General features: G+C 74.2%; 16 protein-coding genes. 13 read left to right on the forward strand and 3 right to left on the reverse strand.

Annotation, left to right across the window (positions count from 1 at the left end; translation table 11 throughout):
- Both ACFY23_RS23000 and ACFY23_RS23005 read left to right on the forward strand, forming a co-directional pair.
- Complete coding sequence (locus ACFY23_RS23000; RefSeq protein ID WP_350685519.1) at positions 1-1437, forward strand: JmjC domain-containing protein; 1437 nt, start codon at positions 1-3, stop codon at positions 1435-1437.
- Entirely contained in the window at positions 1434-3281 is a 1848-nt protein-coding gene (locus ACFY23_RS23005; RefSeq protein WP_350685517.1) for an FAD/NAD(P)-binding protein, read from the forward strand. Before ACFY23_RS23000 ends, ACFY23_RS23005 begins: the two co-directional genes overlap by 4 nt.
- A gap of 114 nt (positions 3282-3395) precedes the next feature.
- On the opposite strand, the gene ACFY23_RS23010 is transcribed toward ACFY23_RS23005, so the two are convergent.
- Positions 3396-4157 carry a sulfite exporter TauE/SafE family protein gene (locus ACFY23_RS23010; RefSeq protein WP_350685515.1) on the reverse strand — a complete coding sequence of 254 codons (762 nt, stop codon included), beginning with the start codon at positions 4155-4157 and terminating at the stop codon, positions 3396-3398.
- Between the two features lie 220 nt (positions 4158-4377).
- On the opposite strand from ACFY23_RS23010, the gene ACFY23_RS23015 reads away from it, so the two are divergent.
- Genes ACFY23_RS23015 through ACFY23_RS23025 form a run of 3 tightly spaced genes read left to right on the forward strand, consistent with a single transcriptional unit; the run spans position 4378 to position 7443 of the window.
- Positions 4378-4755: an SCP2 sterol-binding domain-containing protein gene (locus tag ACFY23_RS23015; protein WP_350685513.1), complete on the forward strand. Its 378-nt coding sequence runs from the start codon at positions 4378-4380 to the stop codon at positions 4753-4755.
- Positions 4742-6829 carry a glycogen debranching N-terminal domain-containing protein gene (locus tag ACFY23_RS23020; RefSeq protein WP_350685512.1) on the forward strand — a complete coding sequence of 696 codons (2088 nt, stop codon included), beginning with the start codon at positions 4742-4744 and terminating at the stop codon, positions 6827-6829. Before ACFY23_RS23015 ends, ACFY23_RS23020 begins: the two co-directional genes overlap by 14 nt.
- A gap of 11 nt (positions 6830-6840) precedes the next feature.
- Positions 6841-7443: a cysteine hydrolase gene (locus ACFY23_RS23025; protein ID WP_350685510.1), complete on the forward strand. Its 603-nt coding sequence runs from the start codon at positions 6841-6843 to the stop codon at positions 7441-7443.
- 603 nt (positions 7444-8046) lie between these two features.
- Here ACFY23_RS23025 and ACFY23_RS23030 read toward each other — a convergent pair.
- Positions 8047-8622, reverse strand: coding sequence for a hypothetical protein (locus ACFY23_RS23030; protein WP_350819349.1), 576 nt, complete (start codon positions 8620-8622; stop codon positions 8047-8049).
- 9 nt (positions 8623-8631) lie between these two features.
- Here ACFY23_RS23030 and ACFY23_RS23035 point away from each other — a divergent pair, with 9 nt between their 5' ends.
- Both ACFY23_RS23035 and ACFY23_RS23040 read left to right on the forward strand, forming a co-directional pair.
- Complete coding sequence (locus tag ACFY23_RS23035) at positions 8632-9186, forward strand: DUF3592 domain-containing protein (protein ID WP_350819348.1); 555 nt, start codon at positions 8632-8634, stop codon at positions 9184-9186.
- Positions 9187-10155: 969 nt separating this feature from the next.
- Positions 10156-11709 carry a TROVE domain-containing protein gene (locus ACFY23_RS23040; RefSeq protein ID WP_350686763.1) on the forward strand — a complete coding sequence of 518 codons (1554 nt, stop codon included), beginning with the start codon at positions 10156-10158 and terminating at the stop codon, positions 11707-11709.
- A 49-nt stretch (positions 11710-11758) separates the two neighbouring features.
- Here the strand turns inward: ACFY23_RS23040 and ACFY23_RS23045 are convergent, their stop codons facing one another.
- Positions 11759-12526, reverse strand: a complete 768-nt coding sequence (locus ACFY23_RS23045) for a Stf0 family sulfotransferase (RefSeq protein ID WP_350686765.1) — start codon at positions 12524-12526, stop codon at positions 11759-11761.
- Between the two features lie 187 nt (positions 12527-12713).
- Here ACFY23_RS23045 and ACFY23_RS23050 point away from each other — a divergent pair, with 187 nt between their 5' ends.
- From ACFY23_RS23050 to ACFY23_RS23075, 6 genes are all read left to right on the forward strand, one after another.
- Positions 12714-14051 carry an SWIM zinc finger family protein gene (locus ACFY23_RS23050; protein ID WP_350686767.1) on the forward strand — a complete coding sequence of 446 codons (1338 nt, stop codon included), beginning with the start codon at positions 12714-12716 and terminating at the stop codon, positions 14049-14051.
- On the forward strand, positions 14048-16714 hold the full coding sequence (locus ACFY23_RS23055; RefSeq protein WP_350819347.1) for a DUF6493 family protein: 2667 nt from the start codon (positions 14048-14050) through the stop codon (positions 16712-16714). Before ACFY23_RS23050 ends, ACFY23_RS23055 begins: the two co-directional genes overlap by 4 nt.
- A 274-nt stretch (positions 16715-16988) precedes the next feature.
- Complete coding sequence (locus tag ACFY23_RS23060; RefSeq protein WP_350685156.1) at positions 16989-17564, forward strand: sigma-70 family RNA polymerase sigma factor; 576 nt, start codon at positions 16989-16991, stop codon at positions 17562-17564.
- A gap of 90 nt (positions 17565-17654) precedes the next feature.
- A complete protein-coding gene (locus tag ACFY23_RS23065; RefSeq protein ID WP_350685155.1) occupies positions 17655-18431 on the forward strand; it encodes a zf-HC2 domain-containing protein in 777 nt (258 codons plus the stop codon).
- A gap of 94 nt (positions 18432-18525) precedes the next feature.
- Complete coding sequence (locus ACFY23_RS23070; protein WP_350685154.1) at positions 18526-19128, forward strand: copper chaperone PCu(A)C; 603 nt, start codon at positions 18526-18528, stop codon at positions 19126-19128.
- A gap of 23 nt (positions 19129-19151) precedes the next feature.
- The gene (locus ACFY23_RS23075; RefSeq protein WP_387037658.1) at positions 19152-20354 is read left to right on the forward strand and encodes a Dyp-type peroxidase; all 1203 of its coding nucleotides are present in this window, start codon (positions 19152-19154) and stop codon (positions 20352-20354) included.
- Positions 20355-20379 lie beyond the last annotated feature (25 nt).

Raw genomic sequence — 20379 nt, forward strand, 5'->3', positions numbered from 1 at the left:
ATGGCGCACACCCCGGGCCTGAACGCCCCGGCCGTCGCCGACGCCCTGGACTGGCCCACGTTCGTCTCCGCGTACTGGGACCGGCGGCCGGTGTTGTACCGGGCGGTGCGGGACGCGCCGTACGGGGAGGTCGACACGTTCCGGGCCGCGGTGCGCGCGGCCGACCCGTCCCGGGGCGGCCCGGTGCTGACGCCCAACGTGCAGTTCACGGTCGAACGCGTCCAGCGGACCGCCCCCGGCGACCACCTGCCGGCCGCCGGCGACGGATCGTTCGACGGGTACGAGCAGCGGCTCGCCGGCCTGCTCGGCGGTCGCCGGTACGCGCTGGTGGCGCACTGCTTCCACGCCTTCGACTTCGGCCTGTGGAGCCGGCAACGGTCCTTCTGGGCCCCGCTGTGGCACCACGTGGGCCTGCCCTACGTCAGCGCGATCACCACCCTGTTCCACGGCACGTACGAGCACAGCCCGGTGGGCGTGCACCGGGACCGGTACGCGACGTTCATGTTCGTGCTGCGCGGCCGCAAGCGGATGCGGTTCTGGCCCGCCCGGCCCTGGTCGGAGCCGGTGACGACGGTCCTCGACTACGACCGCTACCGCTCCGGTTCGTTCGCCGTTGAGGTGGGCCCCGGCGACCTGCTGTACTGGCCGGCCAGCTACTACCACGTCGGGGAGAGCGCGGGAGACGAGCCGGCCACCAGCGTCAACGTGGGCGTGCCCCGGGAGGTCTCGGGCGCGGTGGCGGTGCCCGACCTGTTCGGCGACCTCGACCCGCTGTGGGTCGGCGATCCCGCGGCCGGCGTCGACCGGTTGAGCCCGCTGCCGGCGACGCCGTTCGCCCCGGGTCCGGGGCCGGACGGGCGGCTGCCGGCCACCCTGCCGGCCGGTCTCCGGCAGGCGACCGCCCGCCTGCGGGGCTTCGCCCGCGACGGCGGGCTGCGCGCCCGCACGGCGGCGCTGTCCGTGCGGTTCTGGACGGCCGCCGGGTTCCGGCCGGTGCCGCCGCCGGCTCCGGCGCGCCCCCTCCACGACGACGCGTGGGTGCGCGCCGTGCCCGGGTCACCGGTGCTGTGGTCCCCCGCCGGGTCGGCGACGGTGGTCGGCGCGAACGGCCACACCGTGTGGACCGCCGCCCGGCCGGCCGCCGTCGAGCGGCTGCTGGCGCCGCTGGCGGACGGCCGGCCGGCGCGGGTCGGCCGCCTCCTCGCGGCCGGACCCGACGACGGTGCCGGCGCGGCGACGCACGACGGGTCCGGCGGGCCCGCGCCCGACAGGTCCGGCGCGGCGGCGGCCGGCGGGTCCTGGGCGGGTGCGCCCGACGGGTCCCGACCCGACGCGCCGCTGCCCGCCACCCGGGCGGGCACGCGCCGGCTGGTGGAGCTGCTGGTCAGCTTCCGCGGCCTGCGTGCCGGCGCGAGCGACGACGCGGACGGCCGGTGACGGGCGGGCCGGCGACCGTGGCGATCGTCGGGGCCGGGCCACGCGCCGTCGGACTGCTGGAACGGATCGGCGCGAGCCGCGCGGAACTGCTGGGCGACCGGCCGCTCGACATCCACCTGGTCGACCCGTACCCCCCGGGTCCGGGCCGGATCTGGCGGGCCGACCAGTCCCCGCTGCTGACCCTGAACACCGCGGCCGGGAACGTCACCCTGTTCACCGACGCGAGCGCGACCTGCGCCGGACCGGTCCGCGCCGGACCGACGCTGGCGGAGTGGGCCGGGGTCGACGCCGGGACCTTCCCGACCCGCCTGACCCAGGCCCGCTACCTCGACTGGGCCTACCGCCGGGCCGTGGACCAGCTCGGACCGGCCGACCGGGTCCACGCCCACCGGACGCGGGCGCGGGCGCTGCACGGCGACCGGCGGGGGCCACAACGCCTACACCTGGACGGCCGCGACGAACCCCTGGCCGCCGACGTCGTGGTGCTCGCCGTCGGCCACCCTGAGGTGGAGTTGGACGGCGAGCAGGCGGCCCTGCGGGACTTCGCCGCCGGGCACGGCCTGACCTACCTGCCGCCCGGCAGCCCCGCCGACGCCGACCTGTCCCGGCTCGCGCCCGGCGAACCGGTGCTGGTACGCGGCCTCGGACTGACGTTCGTCGACCTGATGGTGCTGCTGACCGAGGGGCGCGGCGGCGAGTACCGCAGGGACGCCACCGGCGTGCTCCGCTACCGGCCGTCGGGCCGCGAGCCGTTGCTGCTGGCCGGCTCCCGACGCGGCCTGCCCCACCGGGCGAAGGTCACCTACCAGCTCGCCGGTCAGCCGGCCGCGCTGCCGCGGTTCTTCCACCGCACCGCCTTCGAGGCGCTGCCGGGTCAGCTCGACTTCCGTGACACGGTGTGGCCGCTGATCGCGAAGGAGATCGGCTGGGGCTACTACCAGGAACTGTTCACGGGCCATCCGGAACGCACCACGATGGGCTTCGCGGAGTTCGCCGAGCGGTACGCGGCGCTCCCCTGGTACTCCGCCGGGCGGGCGGCGCTGGTACGCCGGGCCGTGCCGGACCACCGCGACGCGCTGGACGTGGACCGCCTCCACCACCCGCTGCGGGACGTCACCGCCCGCTCGCTGGCCGAACTCCAGCCGCACGTGCGGCGTACCCTGGCCGACGCGGCGCTCCGGGGCGGTGACCCGGCCCGCAGCCCGGACCTCGGCGCGCTGCTCGCAGCCCTGTCCGCGTGGGCCGAGCTGGACGCGCTCGTCTCGGCGGGCCGGCTCTCCGCCGACTCGGTACGCCGCGACGTGCACGGATGGTGGCCCGGTTTCCTCGGCCACCTGGTCAGCGGGCCGCCCGCGTACCGGCTGGACCAGCTCCGGGCGGCGGCCGACGCCGGCGTGGTGTCGTTCCTCGGGGCGGGCATGTGGGTGACCCCCGCCCGCCCGCGCCGGGCCTTCCGGGCCGGCAGCGCGACCACCCCGGAGACCGTCGAGGCGCGGTCCCTGGTCGAGGCGTGGCTGCCCGGCCCCGCGCTGGACCGGCTCGCCGATCCGCTGCTGCGTTCCCTGCACGTCGCCGGTGACGTCGTCGAGGAAGTGCGCGACTGCGGCGGCGTCCCGGTGCCGACCGGCCGGCTGCGGGTGCGGCCGGAGGACGGCCGGGTCATCGACCGGACGGGCACGCCCCACCCGTGCCGGTACGCGCTCGGCCCGTACACCGACGGCCGGCACGCCATGGCGTTCGCGCCGCCCCGGGTCGACGCGCCGACCTTCCGGCACAACGACGCCACCGCGCGGGCGGTCCTGCGACACCTCGCCGGCGCCGAACCACCCCCGGTCGTCGGCTGACCCGGCCGGGCCGCGGACCCGTCGGCCAGGGACGGCGCCGGCCCACCCGGTGGACGTCACCGCGCCCCGACCGGACGGCCTGCGGCGCCGGGCGCCTGCGGGTGGTGGCCCGGTCTACAGCACGTTGCGCCACAGCAGGACCAGGCCGAAGACCGTCCCGAACGTGACGACCACCGCCTTGAGCAGGCCGCCGGGGAGCCTGCGGAGCAACCGCGCCCCGACGTAGCCGCCGATGACGGTCGCCGGGACCAGGATCGCCACCCCCGCCCAGTCGACGATGCCGAAGAAGACGAAGAGCACCACCGCCGCGAACGAGATGACGGCCGAGAGCAGGTTCTTCAGGGCGACGGTCCTGGTGAGCGGCTCGTGCTGCAGGAGAGCCAGGGTGGCGACCAGCACGATGCCGAACCCCGCGCCGATGTAGCCGCCGTAGACCCCGCCCAGGGCGACCAACGCCTGCAGCGTCGCCGGGTGCTCCCGTCGGCCACGCAGCGCGGAGCGCCTGACCAGCTTGTCCAGGCGGCCCTGGAGACCGAGGACGGCGGAGGCGCCGAGCACCAGGAACGGCACGATCATGTCGAAGACGTGGCTGGGCGTCAGCAGCAGCAGCGCCGACCCGGCGACCCCGCCGAGCACGGCGGCGGGCAGGATTCGCCTGATGTCTCGCCGGGGTGGCAGGTCCCGGTATCCCCCGACGACGCTGGCCACGTTGCCCGGGAACACCGCGACCGTGCTGGTCAGCTTCGCCGTCAGCGGCGGTATGCCCGCACCGATCAGTGCCGAGAAGGCGATCAGGGAGCCGCCCCCCGCGACCGCGTTGAAGGCGCCCGTGGCGACACCGGCGGCGAGAAGCAGCGTTGCCTGGATGGGATCCATCGAGTCCCAGGCTAGTGGCGTTGCCCGCGGGCCGGGCCGGTGTCCGACGGCCGTGCCGGGGCGCCGACACGCGGGCGACGTGGCGCTGGTCGGCGGCGTCGAGGACGCCGGGCGGCGGCAGCGGCGGGCGGCGGCAGCGGGCGGCGGCGCGGAAATCACCTCTTCCGGGTGAGGCGGACGCCGCGATTCGCGGGAAAGGTGGCCCTGAGGAGGTGGCGCGATGGCGAATGCCACCCAGACTTTCTTCCGCAGCCTGGCACGGCGTGGACACGACCGCCGCCTGACGGCCATCGACGAGGGCAGCGTCCGTTTCGACATCAGCCGGGACGGGCGGGTCGATCACTGGCTCGTCTCCGTCGACCGGGGCGACATCACGGTCTCGGAGCAGGCGACCGGCGGGGACGCGGTCGTCCAGGCGGACGGGGCGGTCTTCGACCGGATCGCCAGCGGCGAGGCGTACTTCCTGACCACCGTCCTGCGCGGCGAGGCGACCGTGGCGGGCAGCCCCCGACTCTTCGCGACTCTCCGGAGGTTGTTCCCGCCGCCGCCCAGGTCTACGGGGACGGGACGCCGAGGAGGTGACCATGAGCGAGAATGAGGTGGGCATCCTGGACGGCACCACCTTCATGGTGTGTGACCGCTCGGGCGACATCATCCCGTCACCCGACACTCCCATGGGCCTGTTCGCCCACGACACCCGGCTGTTGTCGAAGTGGGTGCTGACGGTCAACGGGGAACGACTGACCACCCTTTCCATCGACGACATCCACTACTTCGAGAACCGGTTCTTCCAGGTTCCGGGGCGTCAGGACGTCTACGTCAACAGCACGGTGGGGGTGCGTCGACTGCACAGCCTGGACACCGGCCTCCACGAGGACCTGACCGTCATCAACTATGCCAACGACCCGGTCGACGTGACCCTCAGGATCGAGGCGGACGCCGACTTCGCGGACCTCTTCGAGGTCAAGGACGCGACGGCGAGGAAGAAGGGCCGACACTACCGGCGGGTCGAAGACGGGCGCCTCGTCCTCGGTTACGAACGGGAGCGGTTCCGACGGGAGACGTTCATCTCCGCGTCGGCGCCGGCGGCGTGGGACGACGACGGCCTGACGCTCCAGGTCCACCTCGAACCCCACAGCCGATGGACCGTCAGACTCAGCGCCCTGCCGGACCTTCCGATGCCCCGCGGGCTGGAGCGTCTCACGATTGCCGGGCGGGCGGCGGGCAAGGGCAGGGACAAGGAACGCGACCTCCTGGAATGGCTGGACCGCGCGCCGCGCCTGGAATCCGGCTGGGAGCCACTGAGCGGCACGTACCGGCGGAGCCTGATCGACCTGGCCGCGCTGCGCTTCAGTCCCTTCCTCGCCGAGGACAAGCGGGTTCCCGCCGCCGGCCTGCCCTGGTTCATGGCCATGTTCGGCCGGGACAGCATCTTCACCAGCCTCCAGGCGTTGCCGTTCACACCCGAACTCGCCGCCACCACCCTCCGGGTGCTCGCGCTCCGGCAGGGCAGCCGCGTCGACGACTTCCGGGAGGAGGAGCCCGGCCGGATCCTGCACGAGATGCGGTACGGCGAGATGAGCATCTTCGAGGAGACCCCGCACACGCCCTACTTCGGCAGCGCCGACTCCACTCCCCTGTTCCTCGTGCTGCTCGACGAGTACGAGCGATGGACCGGCGACGTCGACCTGGTGCGCTCGGTCGAGCACGAGGCGCGCGCGGCGATCGACTGGATCAACAACTACGCCGACCTGACCGGCATGGGCTACATCTCCTACGAGCGGCGGAACACCAGGAACGGCCTGGAGAACCAGTGCTGGAAGGACTCCCCGGACAGCATCTGTTACCGCGACGGTCGGCTGCCGGGCTTCCCCCGCGCGACCTGCGAACTGCAGGGGTACGCGTACGACGCGAAGATGCGCACCGCGCGACTCGCCCGCGCCGTCTGGAACGACCCGCAGTACGCGGACCGGCTGGAGCGGGAGGCCGCCGACCTCAAACAGCGCTTCAACCGCGACTTCTGGGTGGCGGACGGCGAGTACATGGCGCTCGCCCTCGACGGCGACGGCAGCCAGGTGGACGCCCTCTCCTCCAACATCGGCCACCTGCTGTGGAGCGGCATCGTCGAGAAACCGAAGGCGGCGGCCCTGGTGCGGCACCTGATGTCGCCCGCCCTGTTCAGCGGCTGGGGCGTCCGCACGCTGGCCGAGGGGCAGGCCCGCTACAACCCCATCGGCTACCACGTGGGGACCGTCTGGCCGTTCGACAACTCCTTCATCGCCTGGGGGCTGCGGCGGTACGGGTACGCCGACGAGGCGGCGCGGATCGCCGCCGGCATCCTGGACGCCGCCGTCTTCTACGACGGCCGGCTGCCCGAGGCATTCTCCGGATCCAGCCGCACCGACACCAGGTACCCGGTCAACTATCCCACCGCCTGCAGCCCCCAGGCGTGGTCCGCCGGAACCACCCTCCTCCTGCTGAGGACGATGCTCGGGCTCAGGCCGGTGGGCGAAGACCTCGTGGTCAGGCCCGTCCTTCCCGCTAACCTCGACTTCTTGGCGTTGCACGGCATCCCCGGCCGGTGGGGGCGGTTCGACGCCTACGGCAAGGGGCCGGCCGCCGCGGGCAGGCCGGGCTACCAGCCGGCACCGCAACAACTCTCCGCCCCGTGACGGGAGGATCGATGCGAGAGATCGACCCGGCGCGCACGGCGGTGATCGGCGTCCACTGGCAGCACGAGGTCGTCAGTCCCGACGGGCTGTTCGGTCCCTTCTTCGCCGAGCAGGTCGCCCGACACCGCGTCGCCTCGTACGCCGCTCAGGTCGCCGGGGCGGTACGCGCCAGCGGTGGGCTGGTCGTCTACACGCGCGTCGCCCATCGGCCCGGCTACCCCGGCCTCATCCCCAACACGCCAGCCTTCGCCATGATCCCCGAGCGGCAGGCCTTCCTGGAGGGCGCGCCGAAGTCCCGCATCGTCGACGAGATCGCGCCGGAGGCGGGCGACGTCGTCATCACCCACGTGCGGCTCACCGGCTTCTTCGGCACCGAACTCGACACGGTGCTGCGGCGCAGGCAGGTCGAGACGGTCCTGTTCACCGGCGTCGCCACCAACCTGTCCGTGGCGGGAACGGCCTTCGAGGCGGTCAACCACGGATACCGGCCCGTGATCGTCTCCGACGCGTGCACGGCCGCGACCGACGAGGCTCATCGGGCCAGCCTGGAGACGTGGAGCCAACTCGCCGAGGTGGCCACCACCGCCGAGGTCGTCGAACGGCTGCCGGGATGAGGCCTTCCTCGACGAAACTGGCTGCGTCATAGCCTGCTGGGGCTGCTACCGAGGTGGCGGTCTGCGGCGGATGATCGCCCTTCGGACGACCACCCCGATGCCAGCAACCAGCAGGAGCGCGCCGAGCCCCAACCCGAGGTAGAGCAGACGGTCGGCTCTGGCCGATCATCCCAGCTCCCGAACGTCGCATGACGCGATCATCGCTCACCGGGTCCTGCCTCCACTCCCTCGTTCTTCGCGCCCCGTGCTGACCGCGCACCGGACACGCTAACCGGGACTGCTGGCCCGGGGGCATACGATCACGCCCGTGGAAAGTCTCGGAGCGCTCGGCCTCGTGCTCTGCGGCGCGCTGAGTTGCCTGTTCGTCTGTCTGATGCTCTGCGCTGTCGCTGCGGCCTGGGCCGCTTCGCCCGAACGCCGACGGTGACCATTGCCGGCTCGGCCGGCAGACGTCGAAGCGGAACGGCGGAGGACGACGAGGGGCCGGCGTCCGTCCGCTGACGGTCGCCGTCCTGGCTGGCCTCCGCGTCGGCGCTGCCTCGCCGCAGACCACTCCCGGCGGGCCTGAGGAGCCCGCGGTCAGGGCAGCATCTCGACGACCTGCTAGCAATGACGGTGGGTGGATCTCTGGCGCGCACGGGACTGGGATCGGGCCAGGCTTGCCAGGCTCCGCACCGGCCGGTCGAGGTCGGCCTGGGTGAGGACGGGGCGCTCGAGCCGGGTCGACAGCCATCGGCGCTGATAGTCGTTCAGGTCGTTGATGAACACCACGGCGTCGATGTCCATGCTCGAGCAGGCGGCAGCGATCTGCTCCAGCTTTCCCCGACGGATGAGGAAACGTCGCGACAGTGGGGTCGCCATCAGCCGGACGCCGCCGTCGGAGACGCCTCTGCGCTGAGCGAACCGGCCCAGGACCTGTCCTCCGAGCGCCGTCACCCGCGCCTCCAGGGCGTCAAGGCGGGCCTGGTAGTCACGGTCCTTCGCGGAGAACAAGCCCACCAGGACCACGGAACGGACGGCGCTCACACGCACAGCATCCCCTTCGCTGGTCGCGACCCGGTCACCGCCACCACCATCGCCATCCACGCCACCCGTCGCCGACCGGCACGGCGAGACGCCGCTGGCCACCCCGCGGGCCGCGCCGCCCCGCTCGCGGTCGGGGTTGCGTGCGGCCGGCACGATGACCGGGTGCGCGCCGCGATCACACCGCAACGGTCCCCGGCCTGGGTGACCGCCGGTTGTGTGCTGCTGCTGGTTGCTGGCGGGGCGCTGCTCTGGCTGCCGTTCCACACCCAGTACGCGCTCGACGACTGGAAGACCGACCTGCGGGCGCAGGGTGTGCCGACGCGGGCTGTCGTCTACGACCGCGTGTCCAAGCGTGGCGGCACGTCGACCACGATGCACGTCCGGTACGAACTGTCCGGCCGGACGTACACGCAGGAGGTCGCCTGCTTCGAGGTGTGCCTGTCCGCCGGCGACGAGGTGCCGATCTGGGTCGACCGGGGCGATCCGAGCGACTTCGTCACCGACTTCGGCCAGCTGAGCGGGCACCGGGGCCGCCTACAGGGAGGGCTGGGCGCCGTCGGGATCGGGATCCTGGTCGTGGCGGTCCCCCTGACCCTGTCCCGCATCCCGTTCGCGCGCTGGCTTCCCCGGCGTGCACCGCGGCGGTCGTCGGCCGCCCCGAAGCGGGACGGTGCCGCGTTCACCAGCCGTTCCAAGCACAAGCGCGGCGGCCGCTGACCTTCCGTCGCTCAGGCGGCCCGACAAATGCGCTTGGCTCACGTGTACGGGGGTCGCTACCGTCGTGGGGCACCTCCCGGTGCGCAGGCAACGGCTACTTCCGCTTCCCACGGGGAGACGCGGGTTCGAATCCCGCCGCCGCCGATACGCGGTGTCGACCAGCGGCCCAGGTCGCCTTGGCCCGCGAGGGCCGGTTTCCGTTGCCGCTTCGACCTCGGGAGGTGCGTTCACGCCGCTCACCCGGTGCGCTGGATACGGTTACTTCCGGCAGAGGGTCCACAGAGGGCTCTGCGGTTCGAGTCCGCACACGCCGTGTCCGACCTTGGTCTCGGGTGAGCGGCGTGAACGCCTGACAGACGCGAAATCCCTTGCCGCTCCCGAGTCGCCGCCGTACGTTGTTGCCGCACGTCCCGGTGCGAAGGTGACGGATACTTCCTTTCCCGAATGAGCCCGTCGCCGTTGTCGGTCTCGGGACGTGCTCACGCCGCGTACCCGGTGCGCAGACGACGGATACTTCTAATCTATGGGTCGGGGGTTCGAGTCCCCTCCAGCCGTGGTGCTGGTAGCTCAGTCGGCAGAGCAATAGGCATTTCCGTCGTCGACCTTCTGGTCTCGGGTGCGCGGCGCGACCGTTCCTGCCGCCCACCGCCGCGGGACGGCAAACTCCGTTGCCCGGCCGCCGATGCCGCCACTACGGTCGGGTCCGCACTTCCCGGTGCGAAGGCGACGGTCACATCTGGAGGGGTGGACGACCCGGTGCAGAACGCGTCCGTCGCCGGCTCCGATCTCGGGAGGCGCGACCACACCACACCCGGTGCGCAGGCGACGGTTACTTCACGGATCCGCAGGTTGGGGGTTCGAGTCCCCCCATGCCTTCGGGCGGGTAGCTCAATCGGACAGAGCGGCGGACAAGTCCGTCGCCGACTCTGATCTCGGGTGTGCGTGTGGCCGCGTCCTCCCGTACGAAACATGGGGGACGTGATGGCCAAGTTCAACCTCACGCTGCGCAGGAACCGGCACGAAGACGACTACGATCTCGTCACCGCCGAGGGCGCCCCGGGTTTCGCCCGCGAGCCGCGCACGGAATTGTTCCTGCTCGCGGTGTCGAACATGGTCGGCGAGGAGACCTTCTACGAGGGCGCCGCCGACCGGGACGCCCGGTTCCGTGAGCTGGTCGCCACCGTCGCCGTCACCGACCCCGACTGGTTCGCCCGCTTCGTGCCGTGGCTGCGTACCGGCGCGATGCTGCGTTCGGCGTCCGTCGTGGCCGCCCTCGAGGGCGCCCGCGCGCAGGTGGCGGCCGGCATTCCCGGATCGCGTTCCATCGTGGACTCGGCGTTGCAGCGCGCGGACGAGCCGGGCGAGGCCCTCGCCTACTGGCTGGGTCGCCACGGCCGGGCGCTGCCGAAGCCGGTCAAGCGGGGCATCGCCGACGCGGCGGTGCGGCTGTACCACGAGCGGAGTCTGCTCAAGTACGACTCCGACCGCAACGCGGTCCGGTTCGGTGACGTCGTCGACCTGACCCACCCGACCACGCGGGACGAGCGGCAGGGCGACCTGTTCCGGCACGCGCTGGACCGGCGGCACCAGCGGGACAACCCGCTGCCGGCGTCGCTGACCGTGCTGGCGGCGCGGGCCGAGCTCATGGCGTTGCCGGTCGAGCGGCGTCAGGAGATCATCGACCCGGCGGTGCTGGGCGCGGCCGGTATGACGTGGGAGGCCCTCGCCGGCTGGCGGCAGACGGCGATGGACGCCGCGGCGTGGGAGGCGATCATCCCGTCGATGGGCTACCTGGCGCTGCTGCGCAACCTGCGCAACTTCGACCAGGCCGGCGTCAGCGACGCCGTCGCCGAGACGGTGGCGGCCAAGCTGTCCGACCCGGGCGAGGTCGCCAGGTCGCGGGTGCTGCCGATGCGTTTCCTGTCGGCGTACAACGCGGCCCCGAGCCTGCGGTGGGGGTACCCGCTGGAGAAGGCGTTGCAGCACGCGCTGGCGAACGTGCCCGCCCTGGACGGGCGGACGCTGGTCCTGATCGACACGTCGGGCTCGATGAACAGCGCCTTCAGCAAGGACGGCACGCTGCGGTGCTGGGACGCGGCCACCGTGTTCGGCCTGGCGCTGGCCGCCCGCGCGCAGGACGCGACGGTCGTGTCCTTCTCCCACGACACCCGGCTGTTCCCGGCCGTCGCGGGCGAGTCGGTGCTGGCGGCGGTGCGCCGGTTCAAGGAGGACGGCTACTTCTACGGCGGCGGGACCGAGACCGAGAAGGCGGTGCGTCGGCACTACACCGGGCACGACCGGGTGGTCATCCTCACCGACGAGCAGGCGCACTGGCACCGTTCGGTGGACGTGACGGCCGCGGTCCCCGGGCAGGTGCCGGTGTACACCTGGAACCTGGCCGGATACCGGGTCGGGCACGCGCCGACGGCCGGGAACCGGCACACGTTCGGCGGCCTGTCCGACGCGGCGTTCGCGATGATCCCGCTCATCGAGGCGGGGTCCCGCGAGCAGTGGCCCTTCTGATCCGCGCCACGGCGTCGGCCTCCCGTCCGGAGGCCTACGCCGTGGCGGATCATCCGTCGGCGGTCTCCGCCCGGTAGCGCCAGATCCACTGCCGGTTGAGTTCGTCGGCCTGGCGCTGGTGCCGGGCCACGACCGGGCGTCCCCCCTTCGGCACGTCGAGCCCGAGGAAGTGGAGGATGCCGTTCGTGGTGGCGGCCATGTCCCCGACGAGGTCCTCGTAGCGCACGGGATGCGGCCGGATGCCCCACCTGCCGAACCATGCCTCCCAGGCCGCGTTGTGCTCCCGGATCGTTGCGAGGAAGTGCCTGATCCCGTCGGCGTCGAAGCGGGGCGGCCGCCCGTTGCCGGCGGCGCCGCTGATCTCGCCGTTGCCGCCGACGAACCAGGTGCCGGTCTGCTCGGCGCGCAGCCAGGACACCGCCTGCGCCAACACGTCGTCACGCCGGACGAAGACGAAGCGGGTGCGGCCGAACGCCCGCTGCAGCAGCGCGACGTCGTCGCCGCCGAGGTCGGGGTGGAGCGGCGCGAGCTTGGCGACCACCTCGTCCAGCGTTCCCCACATCAGCTTCGCACCGAACACGCCGTTGTCGGTCCGGCCGGCGGTGAGCGCGGCTCGCACGTACGCCGCGTAGTCGACGCCGCCGTCGGCCGTGCGGGGTAGCCGCCACCGGTCAGCCCACAGCGGCTCGTCCGGCGAGCGGAAGTATGCCTGCGGGCGACCGGCGACACCGGTGGACTCCAGCAACCCGAGCAGCAGTGAGCTGCCGGTGCGCGGGGTGGCGCAGACGAAGTACGAGTCGACACGGTCCCCGGGCATGACCACACGTAATCGCACCCGTGCCCGGTCGGCAACCGGGTTTGCGTCGGCCACACCGCCGCCGGCCCACCCCTGTCCCGGGCCGATTCACCGCACGCACCGCTCGCCGGGCCGGCGTGGTGGGTCAGGACCGCCGGGCGACGACGAGGCCGGTTCCTGTCGGTGGGGTCCTCTACTGTCCGCGGGCGTGAACGCAGTGCAGACGTACCGGTATCTCGGGTCCTCCGCGTTGGGACAGGGTGGACTCGCCCTGCAGACGAGCGGGGGGCCCGCGCCGAACCCGCGGTTCTTCACCGGCTTCCTCACCACCCCGCAGGCGGCTGCCGTCGGCCTGCTGGCGGTCGCGGAGGTGGCCCGGACCCGGTACCACCGGCCGGTCAGCCCGGCGAGCCTCGACCCCGTGGTGACCGGCAGCCGGGACCGGCTCCGGTTCGAGTCCTTCTCCGGCTGCTGCGGCGTGTACGCCCGCCTCGACGCCCTGCCCGGCGGCCTCGACGGCGACGTGGTGGAGCACGGCACCACCAACGTCGACGTCAACAACCCGCTCCGGGAGGCCCTGGCCCGGGTCGGCGGCCTCGACCCGCTGCACCTGTCGGTCGGCCCGGAGGACCTGACGGTCTCCACCATGGACGGCGCCGTCGTCGAGAAGAAGGTCCCGCTGCCGGTGCGCTGGCTGCGCGGCTTCGCCGAGGTGCAGGTGCTGGCCGCGAGGTTCGAGCCCCGGGCGGAGGTCCCGGCGGCCGAGGCGGCGACGTTCCTGCGCCGGCTGCCCACGACCGCCGACCGGTCGGTGCTCTGGGTGGTGCCGGCCGGGCGGTCGCTGCGGCTAACCTCCCGGCCCGTGCCCGGCGCGGTCTGCCTGGCCGGGGCGAGCCGGCTGGCCGCCCTGCGTCCGATGCTGCGGTTCGCCCGGACCCTGCGGGTCTACGGGCCGACCGTCGCGGCCGGGTCGGCCCCGGTGCCGAGCACCTGGGAGTTGGACACGGGCGCGCTGCGCCTCTCCCTCACCCTCTCCCCCGAGCCGTACCGCGGGTTCTCCGGCGAAGGCGCGGCGCTCACCGCGCTGGCCGGGGACGAGGTCGTCGACGACGCCGACCTGGTCGCCGCCCTGCTCTCCTGGGATCCGGCCATCGACGTGGATCGGCTGGCGGCGGAGGCCGGGATCGACGCGGCACGGGTCCGGGCCGCCCTGGCGCAGCTCGGCACCGCCGGGCGGGTCGGGTACGACGTCTCGGAGGCCGCGTACTTCCACCGGGTGATGCCGTACGACGCCGGCCGGGCGGAGCGGGACAATCCGAGGCTGGTCGGCGCACGGGCGTTGCTCGAGGCCGGGGCCGTCGAGTGGGACGGGACGTCCGCCACGATCCGCAGCGGCGACCAGGTGTACCGGGTCCGCCGGCTGCCGGACGGCGAGTTCACCTGCACCTGCCCGTGGTGGGCGAAGCACCGGGGGCAGCGGGGACCGTGCCGGCACGCGCTGGCCACCCGCATGCTGACCACCGACCAGGCCGAGGAGCTGGTGTGAGCCGGGCCCGGCAGACGCTGCTGATGAAGAGCACCGTACGGCGGCGTCGGGAACTGGCCGCCGGGGGGACGAGCGACCTGTTCGACCTGGTTCAGAACGGCTCCGCCGAACTGGTCGCGGCCGCCCTGGCCGGCCTGCCCGAGCAGCGCCGCAGGGAGATCGGTGTCGAGCTGACCGCCTGGTTCAAGGAGCGGAGCCGGTCGACCTGGTGGCCGGTCGGGTCGGGCACCGCCCTCGCGGTCGCCGTGGTGGGCTGCCTGCCCAGCGCCGCACAGGCGGCGGCGGTCCTCGCCCGCAACTCGGTCAACCCGGACGGCGAGCGGGCCGCCGCCCTGCTGTCCGGCGTCGCCGAGGAGCGCGGCATCACCTGGCTCGGCGACCTGGCGCACCGGCTGGCCGCGAAGGTCAACCAGCAGACGTGGATCGAGCGGTGGCGGTTCGTGGCCGCGCTCCTGCGTGCGGAGGAGGTCGCCCCGCCGACGGACGACCGGTTCGTGGAGCTGTGGCTCGGCGCGGTGGAGTCGCCGGACCGGCGCCGATCCGGGCCGCCGACGCCCCTGCTGGACCGGTTGCGCGACGACCCGTTCCTGGCCGCCATGCTGCCCCGGCTGTTCGAGGTGGACGGCCTCGGCTCGCGGATGATGTTCGACGAGGTCGCCACGACCTGGGAGGAGCGGGAGCGGCACGTCCTGCCGACCGCGCTGGCGCGGCTCGCCGCCGAGGGGGTCGTCGACCGGGCGATGCTTGTCGACGGCTCGCTCGGTCGACTGCTGCGCGGCGACCGGGCGGCGGCGCTGCGCGCCTTCACCACCCTGCTCCACGAGCTGGCCCCCACCACCGCCGAGGTCGCCGCCCGGGTCACCGACTACCTGCGCCTGCTCACCGACGCGCCGGCCCCGGTCGCCACGATGGCGCAGAAGGCGTTGCGGGACCTGCCCGACCTGGAGGTCGAGGCGGTGCTCGACGCCTCGCGTGAGGTGTTGCTGCGGCCGGACAAGGCGCTCGTACGGGCCCAGCTGGCCTGGCTGGACCGGTTGGCCCGCCAACACCGGGACCGGGCGGTGGAGGTCGCCGAGGTGATCGGGGTCGCGCTCGGGCATCCCGCCGTCGAGCTGCGCGACCGGGCGAGCACGCTGGCCGCCCGGCACGGCCTCGACGCGGCGGCGGTCGGGACCGGCCCTGCGGTCACCCGGCCCCGCGGGGACGACCTCCCCCCGCCCGCGCCGCCCGCGCCGGCGCCGGACCCGATCACCGACGTGGACGAGCTGGCCGAGGAGGTCGCCGCCCTGCTCGGCACGCCGTCGCAGGGCGCACCGCTGGACCGGATCCTCGACGGGCTGGTCCGGCTCACCACGACCGAGGGCCCACGGGTGCACGCCGCCCTCGCCCCCGTCGTCGACCGCCGCCACTGGTCGTGGGGCAACGAGCACCGCTACGACCCGCTCTGCCTCTGCGAGGTGCTGGTCGACGTGCTCCTCACCGCCGGCTCCAGCGAGCAGCAGTCCCGGCGCCGCAGCCGGTGGGCGGCGCTGCTGGCCGCCGTACGCCGGACCGACCGGGCGCCGTCTGCGTCGGAGCTGGCCGCCACCGATCCCCGGGTGCCCCCGCCGCACCGGCTGCTGCGGGCCCGGCTCGCCGAGGTCGGCGCGCACCTCGACGGTCCGGGGCAGCCCGGCCTGCTGGCCGCCCCCACCTGCGCCAACGGACTGCTCGACCCGCTCGCGCTGGTGGAGCGGCTCGCGGCGTGGGGCGACCGGACGCCCTGGTACTGGGACCTGACCCAGGCCCTGCTGCGCCTACCGGCCGACGCCGACGACGCGGTGGCGAACAAGGCGGCGGCGCTGGGCACCCCGGCCGGCGAGCGGCTCGCCGCCTGGCTGCGCGACGGCGGGCTGCCGCAGCCGGTGATGCGGGCCACCACCGTCACCCGGCGGCCCCGCCGGGCCGGCTACGACTGGGAGTTCGACCAGTTGGCGCCGGAGCGGATCCTGGTCGAGCTGCGCCCGCCCGACGGGTACGACGACCGGTACGGCCTGCTGACCGCCGATCCGGCGCCGATCGGGGTCGAATACTCCGGCTGGGTGAACCTGTGGCCGTCGATCCTGCCGGGGCACCGGGGGGTGGTGGCCGCGTACACCCTTCCGTTGGTGGCCGGCGCCGCGGACATGGACCAGCGCGACGGCGCCGTGGTGCTGCCGCTGCTCGCCGAGAGCGGCGGCGCCGGCGGGGTGGCCGTCGACCTCGCCCTGGCCTACGGTCTCGGGGCCCGGCACGGCGCGGACCGGGTCGCCGCCCTGGACGCCCTGCTCGGGCTGGCCGGGGCGGGGCAGCTCGACGCCGTCGGGACGGGCGAGCAGCTCGGCCGGCTGGTCGCGGGGCAGTTGGTGAAGCTCTCCCGGGCGGTGGAGCCGCTGCGGGACGCCGCCCTGGCCGGGGCGCCGCTGACCGTGTGGCGGCTGGTCGCCGCCGCGCTGCCGGCTGTGCTGGCCGCGCCCAGGCCCCCGCGCGGCCTGCCGGAGCTGCTGACCCTGGCGACGGAGACGGCCACCGCGACCGGTGCCCGGATCGAGGTGCCCGGCCTGGGCGAGGTCGCCGGCCGGGGCGGGTCGTCCCGCCTGGTCACCGAGGCCCGGCGCCTGCACAGGGCGCTCACCACGGCCTGACACCGGTCGGTGGCCCGGCGGGTCTCCGACCCGCCGGGCCGTCCCCGGCACCGCCCCGGGCGACGGACCAACCGTCGGCGTGGCGCCGCGCCCCGCCCGCGCGGCCGCGTCATGCCGACGGCCCTCGGCCCGACTGATCCGATTCGGTCCAGCGACCTACCCTCGAGTGGGATACGTCGCATCGCCCGCGGTACGGTACCGTCCGTTACTACTACGACTTGTCGTGACCGCTGTGGGGGTGTCCGTCCTCAGGCGGGCTGACGGGAGGTGCCGGATGGCCGCCGACGACGACGCGGAGATCACCGCGTGGGCGTTGGCCGCCGGCCGGGGTGACCGGGACGCCGCCGCCCGGTTCGTGCGGGCGACGCAGCAGCAGGTCCGGCGCTTCCTCGCCGTGCTGGTCTCCCCCGCCGAGGCGGACGACCTCGCGCAGGAGACCTTCCTGCGGGCGGTGCGGTCGTTGCGGTCGTTCGCCGGACGGTCGTCGGGGCGGACGTGGCTGCTCGCGATCGCCCGCCGGGTCGCCGCCGACCACATCCGCACCGCCACGTCCCGTCCGCGGACCGTGCCGCTGACCGACGGGCATGACACCGCCGACGCGTCGCGGAGCGCGTTCGACCGGCAGGTGGTGCTGGAGCAGCTCATCACGGCGCTACCGGCGGACCGGCGCGAGGCGTTCGTCGCCACCCAGGTGCTCGGCCTGTCCTACGCCGAGGCGGCGGAGGTCTGCGGTTGCCCCGTCGGCACCATCCGCTCCCGGGTGGCCCGGGCCCGGGAGGACCTCGTTCACGCCATGGACGGCCACGGCCGGTCGACGGCCGCGCGACTCGGCGGCGACGTGGCGGGCTGAGCGGGCCGCACCCCGGTTGAGCAGGGCCACGGCGGCGGCCGGCGAAAAATCGTCGGGAACCGACGGCGGGATCGGAACGACTACCCGTGCATGGGGTGTGAGCAGTGGCGTGAGGTGCTGTCGGCGCAGTTGGACGGGGAGGAGTCCCCCGCCGAGCGGACGGCGGCCGAGGCGCACCTGGCCGGGTGCGGCGACTGCCGGACGTGGTTCGACCAGGCCGCGGCGGTGACCCGGCGGGCGCGGCTCTCGGTCCTGCCCGCCGGTCACGACCTCACGGACGTCGTCCTCGACGCGCTGCCCGCGCTGCCGCCGCGCCGCCGGCGGGGACGGGTCGCGCTCACCCTGCGGGGGCGGGCCGCGCTCACCCTGCGGGCGGCGCTGGGGCTGGTCGGGGCGCTGCAACTGGTGTTGGGCCTGGCGCAGATCGGGCGGGGTGTCGCCGGCCCGCACGTGCATCCGGCGGCCGACGGGCTCGCGGCGGGGCATCTGTGGCACGAGTCGGCGGCCTGGAACGTCGCGGTCGGCGCCGGTTTCCTGTTCGTCGCGGCCCGACGCACTCCCCCGACGGGGCTGGTGCCGACGTTGAGCGCGTTCGTCGGCACGCTGGTGCTGCTGTCGGTCAACGACCTGGCGACGGGGCGGGTGGACACCACCCGACTGGTCAGCCACGTCTTCCTGCTCGTGGGCTACGCGCTCGTCGTCGCGCTGTCCCGCCCCGGGCTGCGTCCCGACGGCCCGGCGCGCCGCGACCGCCCCGACGAGCCCCGTTGGCACCTGCCCGCCGAGGAGCAGCCCGAATCGCCGGGGCTGCGGCTCCTGCCGCCCCACCCCGGTTCCGCGCGCATCCCCGATCGCTGGGCGGCCTGATCAATTTCGGACAGGATCGGCTCCCGGCCGGAACTTTCCCGGCCGCCGGGCCGACCAACCGGACGTCGCGTCACCGATCGAAGGGACCTGCCCGATGCCCCGCACCACGCCAGCCGGCTCGCGTCACCGCCCGGCCGCACTCCTCGCCTGCGTCGCCCTCCTGCTCGGCGGGACGGTCGGCTGCGGCTCGTCCGACGGCTCGTCGGCCGCCGCGGCCAGCTCGTCACCGTCGGCCACGGCGAGCGCGGCGGGTGTGCTCGGCGTCCGGGACCCGTGGGTCAAGGCGGCCGACACGGGGATGACCGCGGCGTTCGGCAGCCTGGTCAACGACGGCGACACCGACGTCACGATCACCGGCGCCGCCACGGACGTGTCGCCGATGGAGCTGCACGAGATGGCCATGCAGGACGGCCAGATGGTCATGCGGGCCAAGCAGGGCGGCATCGTGGTCAAGGCCAGGAGCACGCACGTGCTGGAGCCCGGTGGCGACCACCTGATGCTGACGAACCTCAGGCAGCCGGTGCGGGCCGGCGACCAGGTGAGCTTCACGCTGACCTTCGCCGACGGCCGGACCCAGACGTTCACCGCGGTGGCCAAGCCGTTCACCGGCGCGCAGGAGAGCTACGCCCCCGGCCACGGCGAGCCCGCGCCGGCCACGAGTGGCCAGCCCGCGACGACCACCGGCCCGGCGTCGTGACCGGAGCACCCACCGCCCGCCCGGTGAGCAGGCGCGGCCTGCTCACCGGCGGCGCCCTGGCCGCCGGGGGCACCCTGGCCGGCGCCGCCGCCGTCACCGCCACCCGTTCCGACCCGGGGGTACGGCCCGCCGAGACGGTGCCCGTGGCCGAGGTCGGCGGGGTGGTCGAGCCGTTCCACGGGCCCCGGCAGGCCGGCGTGGCCACCGAACCGCAGGCACACGCGTCGTTCGTGGCGTTCACCCTGCGGCCCGGCACCGACCGGGCCGCGCTGGGCCGGATGCTGCGGCTGCTCACCGACGACGCGGCCCGCCTCACCCAGGGGCGGCCCGCGCTGGCCGACACCGAGCCGGAACTCGGCCTGCTGCCCGCCCGGCTGACCGTCACCTTCGGCTTCGGCCCCGGCCTCTACGCCGCCGCCGGCCTGGCGGACCGGCGACCGGCGTCGGTGGCCGACCTGCCCTCGTTCCGCGTCGACCGGCTCCAGCCCCGTTGGTCGGGCGGGGACCTGCTGCTCCAGATCTGCGCGGACGATCCGGTCACCGTCGCCCACGCCCAACGGGTCCTGGTCAAGGACAGCCGACCGTTCGCCGCCGTCCGGTGGGTGCAGCAGGGCTTCCGGCGCGGCGCCGGCGTCGAACCCGGCGGACGTACCCAGCGCAACCTCTTCGGCCAACTCGACGGCACCGCCAACCCCAGGCCGGGTGGGCCGCTGGAAACCGCGGTGTGGGTGCCCGACGGGCCGCCGTGGCTGCGCGACAGCAGCACCCTGGTCGTCCGCCGGATCAGCATGAACCTGGATACCTGGGACCTGCTCGGCCGCACGGACCGGGAACTCGCCGTCGGCCGTCGCCTCGACACCGGCGCCCCGTTGACCGGCACCGCCGAACACGACGTGCCCGACTTCGCCGCCACCGGCCCCGACGGGCTCGCCGTCATCCCCGACTTCTCCCACCTGACCCGCGCCCGGGTCGGCGAGGACCGGCTGAAGATCCTGCGCCGCCCCTACAACTACGACGGCGTGCCCACCGCCGACGGCGCCGCCGACAGCGGATTGATCTTCGCCTCCTACCAGGCCGACATCGCCCGCCAGTTCCTCCCCATCCAGCGGCGCCTCGCCGAACGGGACCTGCTCAACGAGTGGACCACCCCGATCGGCTCCGCCGTCTTCGCCATCCCGCCCGGCTGCCCCGACGGCGGCTGGATCGGCCAACAACTGCTCGGCTGAGCACCATCCCACCAGGAGAAGCACC

Source organism: Micromonospora sp. NPDC000121 (assembly GCF_042899165.1).
In the GTDB taxonomy this organism is placed as follows: Bacteria; Actinomycetota; Actinomycetes; order Mycobacteriales; family Micromonosporaceae; genus Micromonospora.

What these genes read in the sequence shown, in the direction of transcription:
- ACFY23_RS23065 (WP_350685155.1), top strand. Translation starts at nt 17,655, where the DNA reads ATGGGGTGTGAGCAGTGGCGTGAGGTGCTGTCGGCGCAGTTGGACGGG.
- ACFY23_RS23015 (WP_350685513.1), top strand. Translation starts at nt 4,378, where the DNA reads ATGGCGAATGCCACCCAGACTTTCTTCCGCAGCCTGGCACGGCGTGGA.
- ACFY23_RS23045 (WP_350686765.1), bottom strand. Translation starts at nt 12,526, where the DNA reads ATGCCCGGGGACCGTGTCGACTCGTACTTCGTCTGCGCCACCCCGCGC.
- ACFY23_RS23025 (WP_350685510.1), top strand. Translation starts at nt 6,841, where the DNA reads ATGCGAGAGATCGACCCGGCGCGCACGGCGGTGATCGGCGTCCACTGG.
- ACFY23_RS23040 (WP_350686763.1), top strand. Translation starts at nt 10,156, where the DNA reads ATGGGGGACGTGATGGCCAAGTTCAACCTCACGCTGCGCAGGAACCGG.
- ACFY23_RS23020 (WP_350685512.1), top strand. Translation starts at nt 4,742, where the DNA reads ATGAGCGAGAATGAGGTGGGCATCCTGGACGGCACCACCTTCATGGTG.
- ACFY23_RS23070 (WP_350685154.1), top strand. Translation starts at nt 18,526, where the DNA reads ATGCCCCGCACCACGCCAGCCGGCTCGCGTCACCGCCCGGCCGCACTC.
- ACFY23_RS23010 (WP_350685515.1), bottom strand. Translation starts at nt 4,157, where the DNA reads ATGGATCCCATCCAGGCAACGCTGCTTCTCGCCGCCGGTGTCGCCACG.
- ACFY23_RS23000 (WP_350685519.1), top strand. Translation starts at nt 1, where the DNA reads ATGGCGCACACCCCGGGCCTGAACGCCCCGGCCGTCGCCGACGCCCTG.
- ACFY23_RS23060 (WP_350685156.1), top strand. Translation starts at nt 16,989, where the DNA reads ATGGCCGCCGACGACGACGCGGAGATCACCGCGTGGGCGTTGGCCGCC.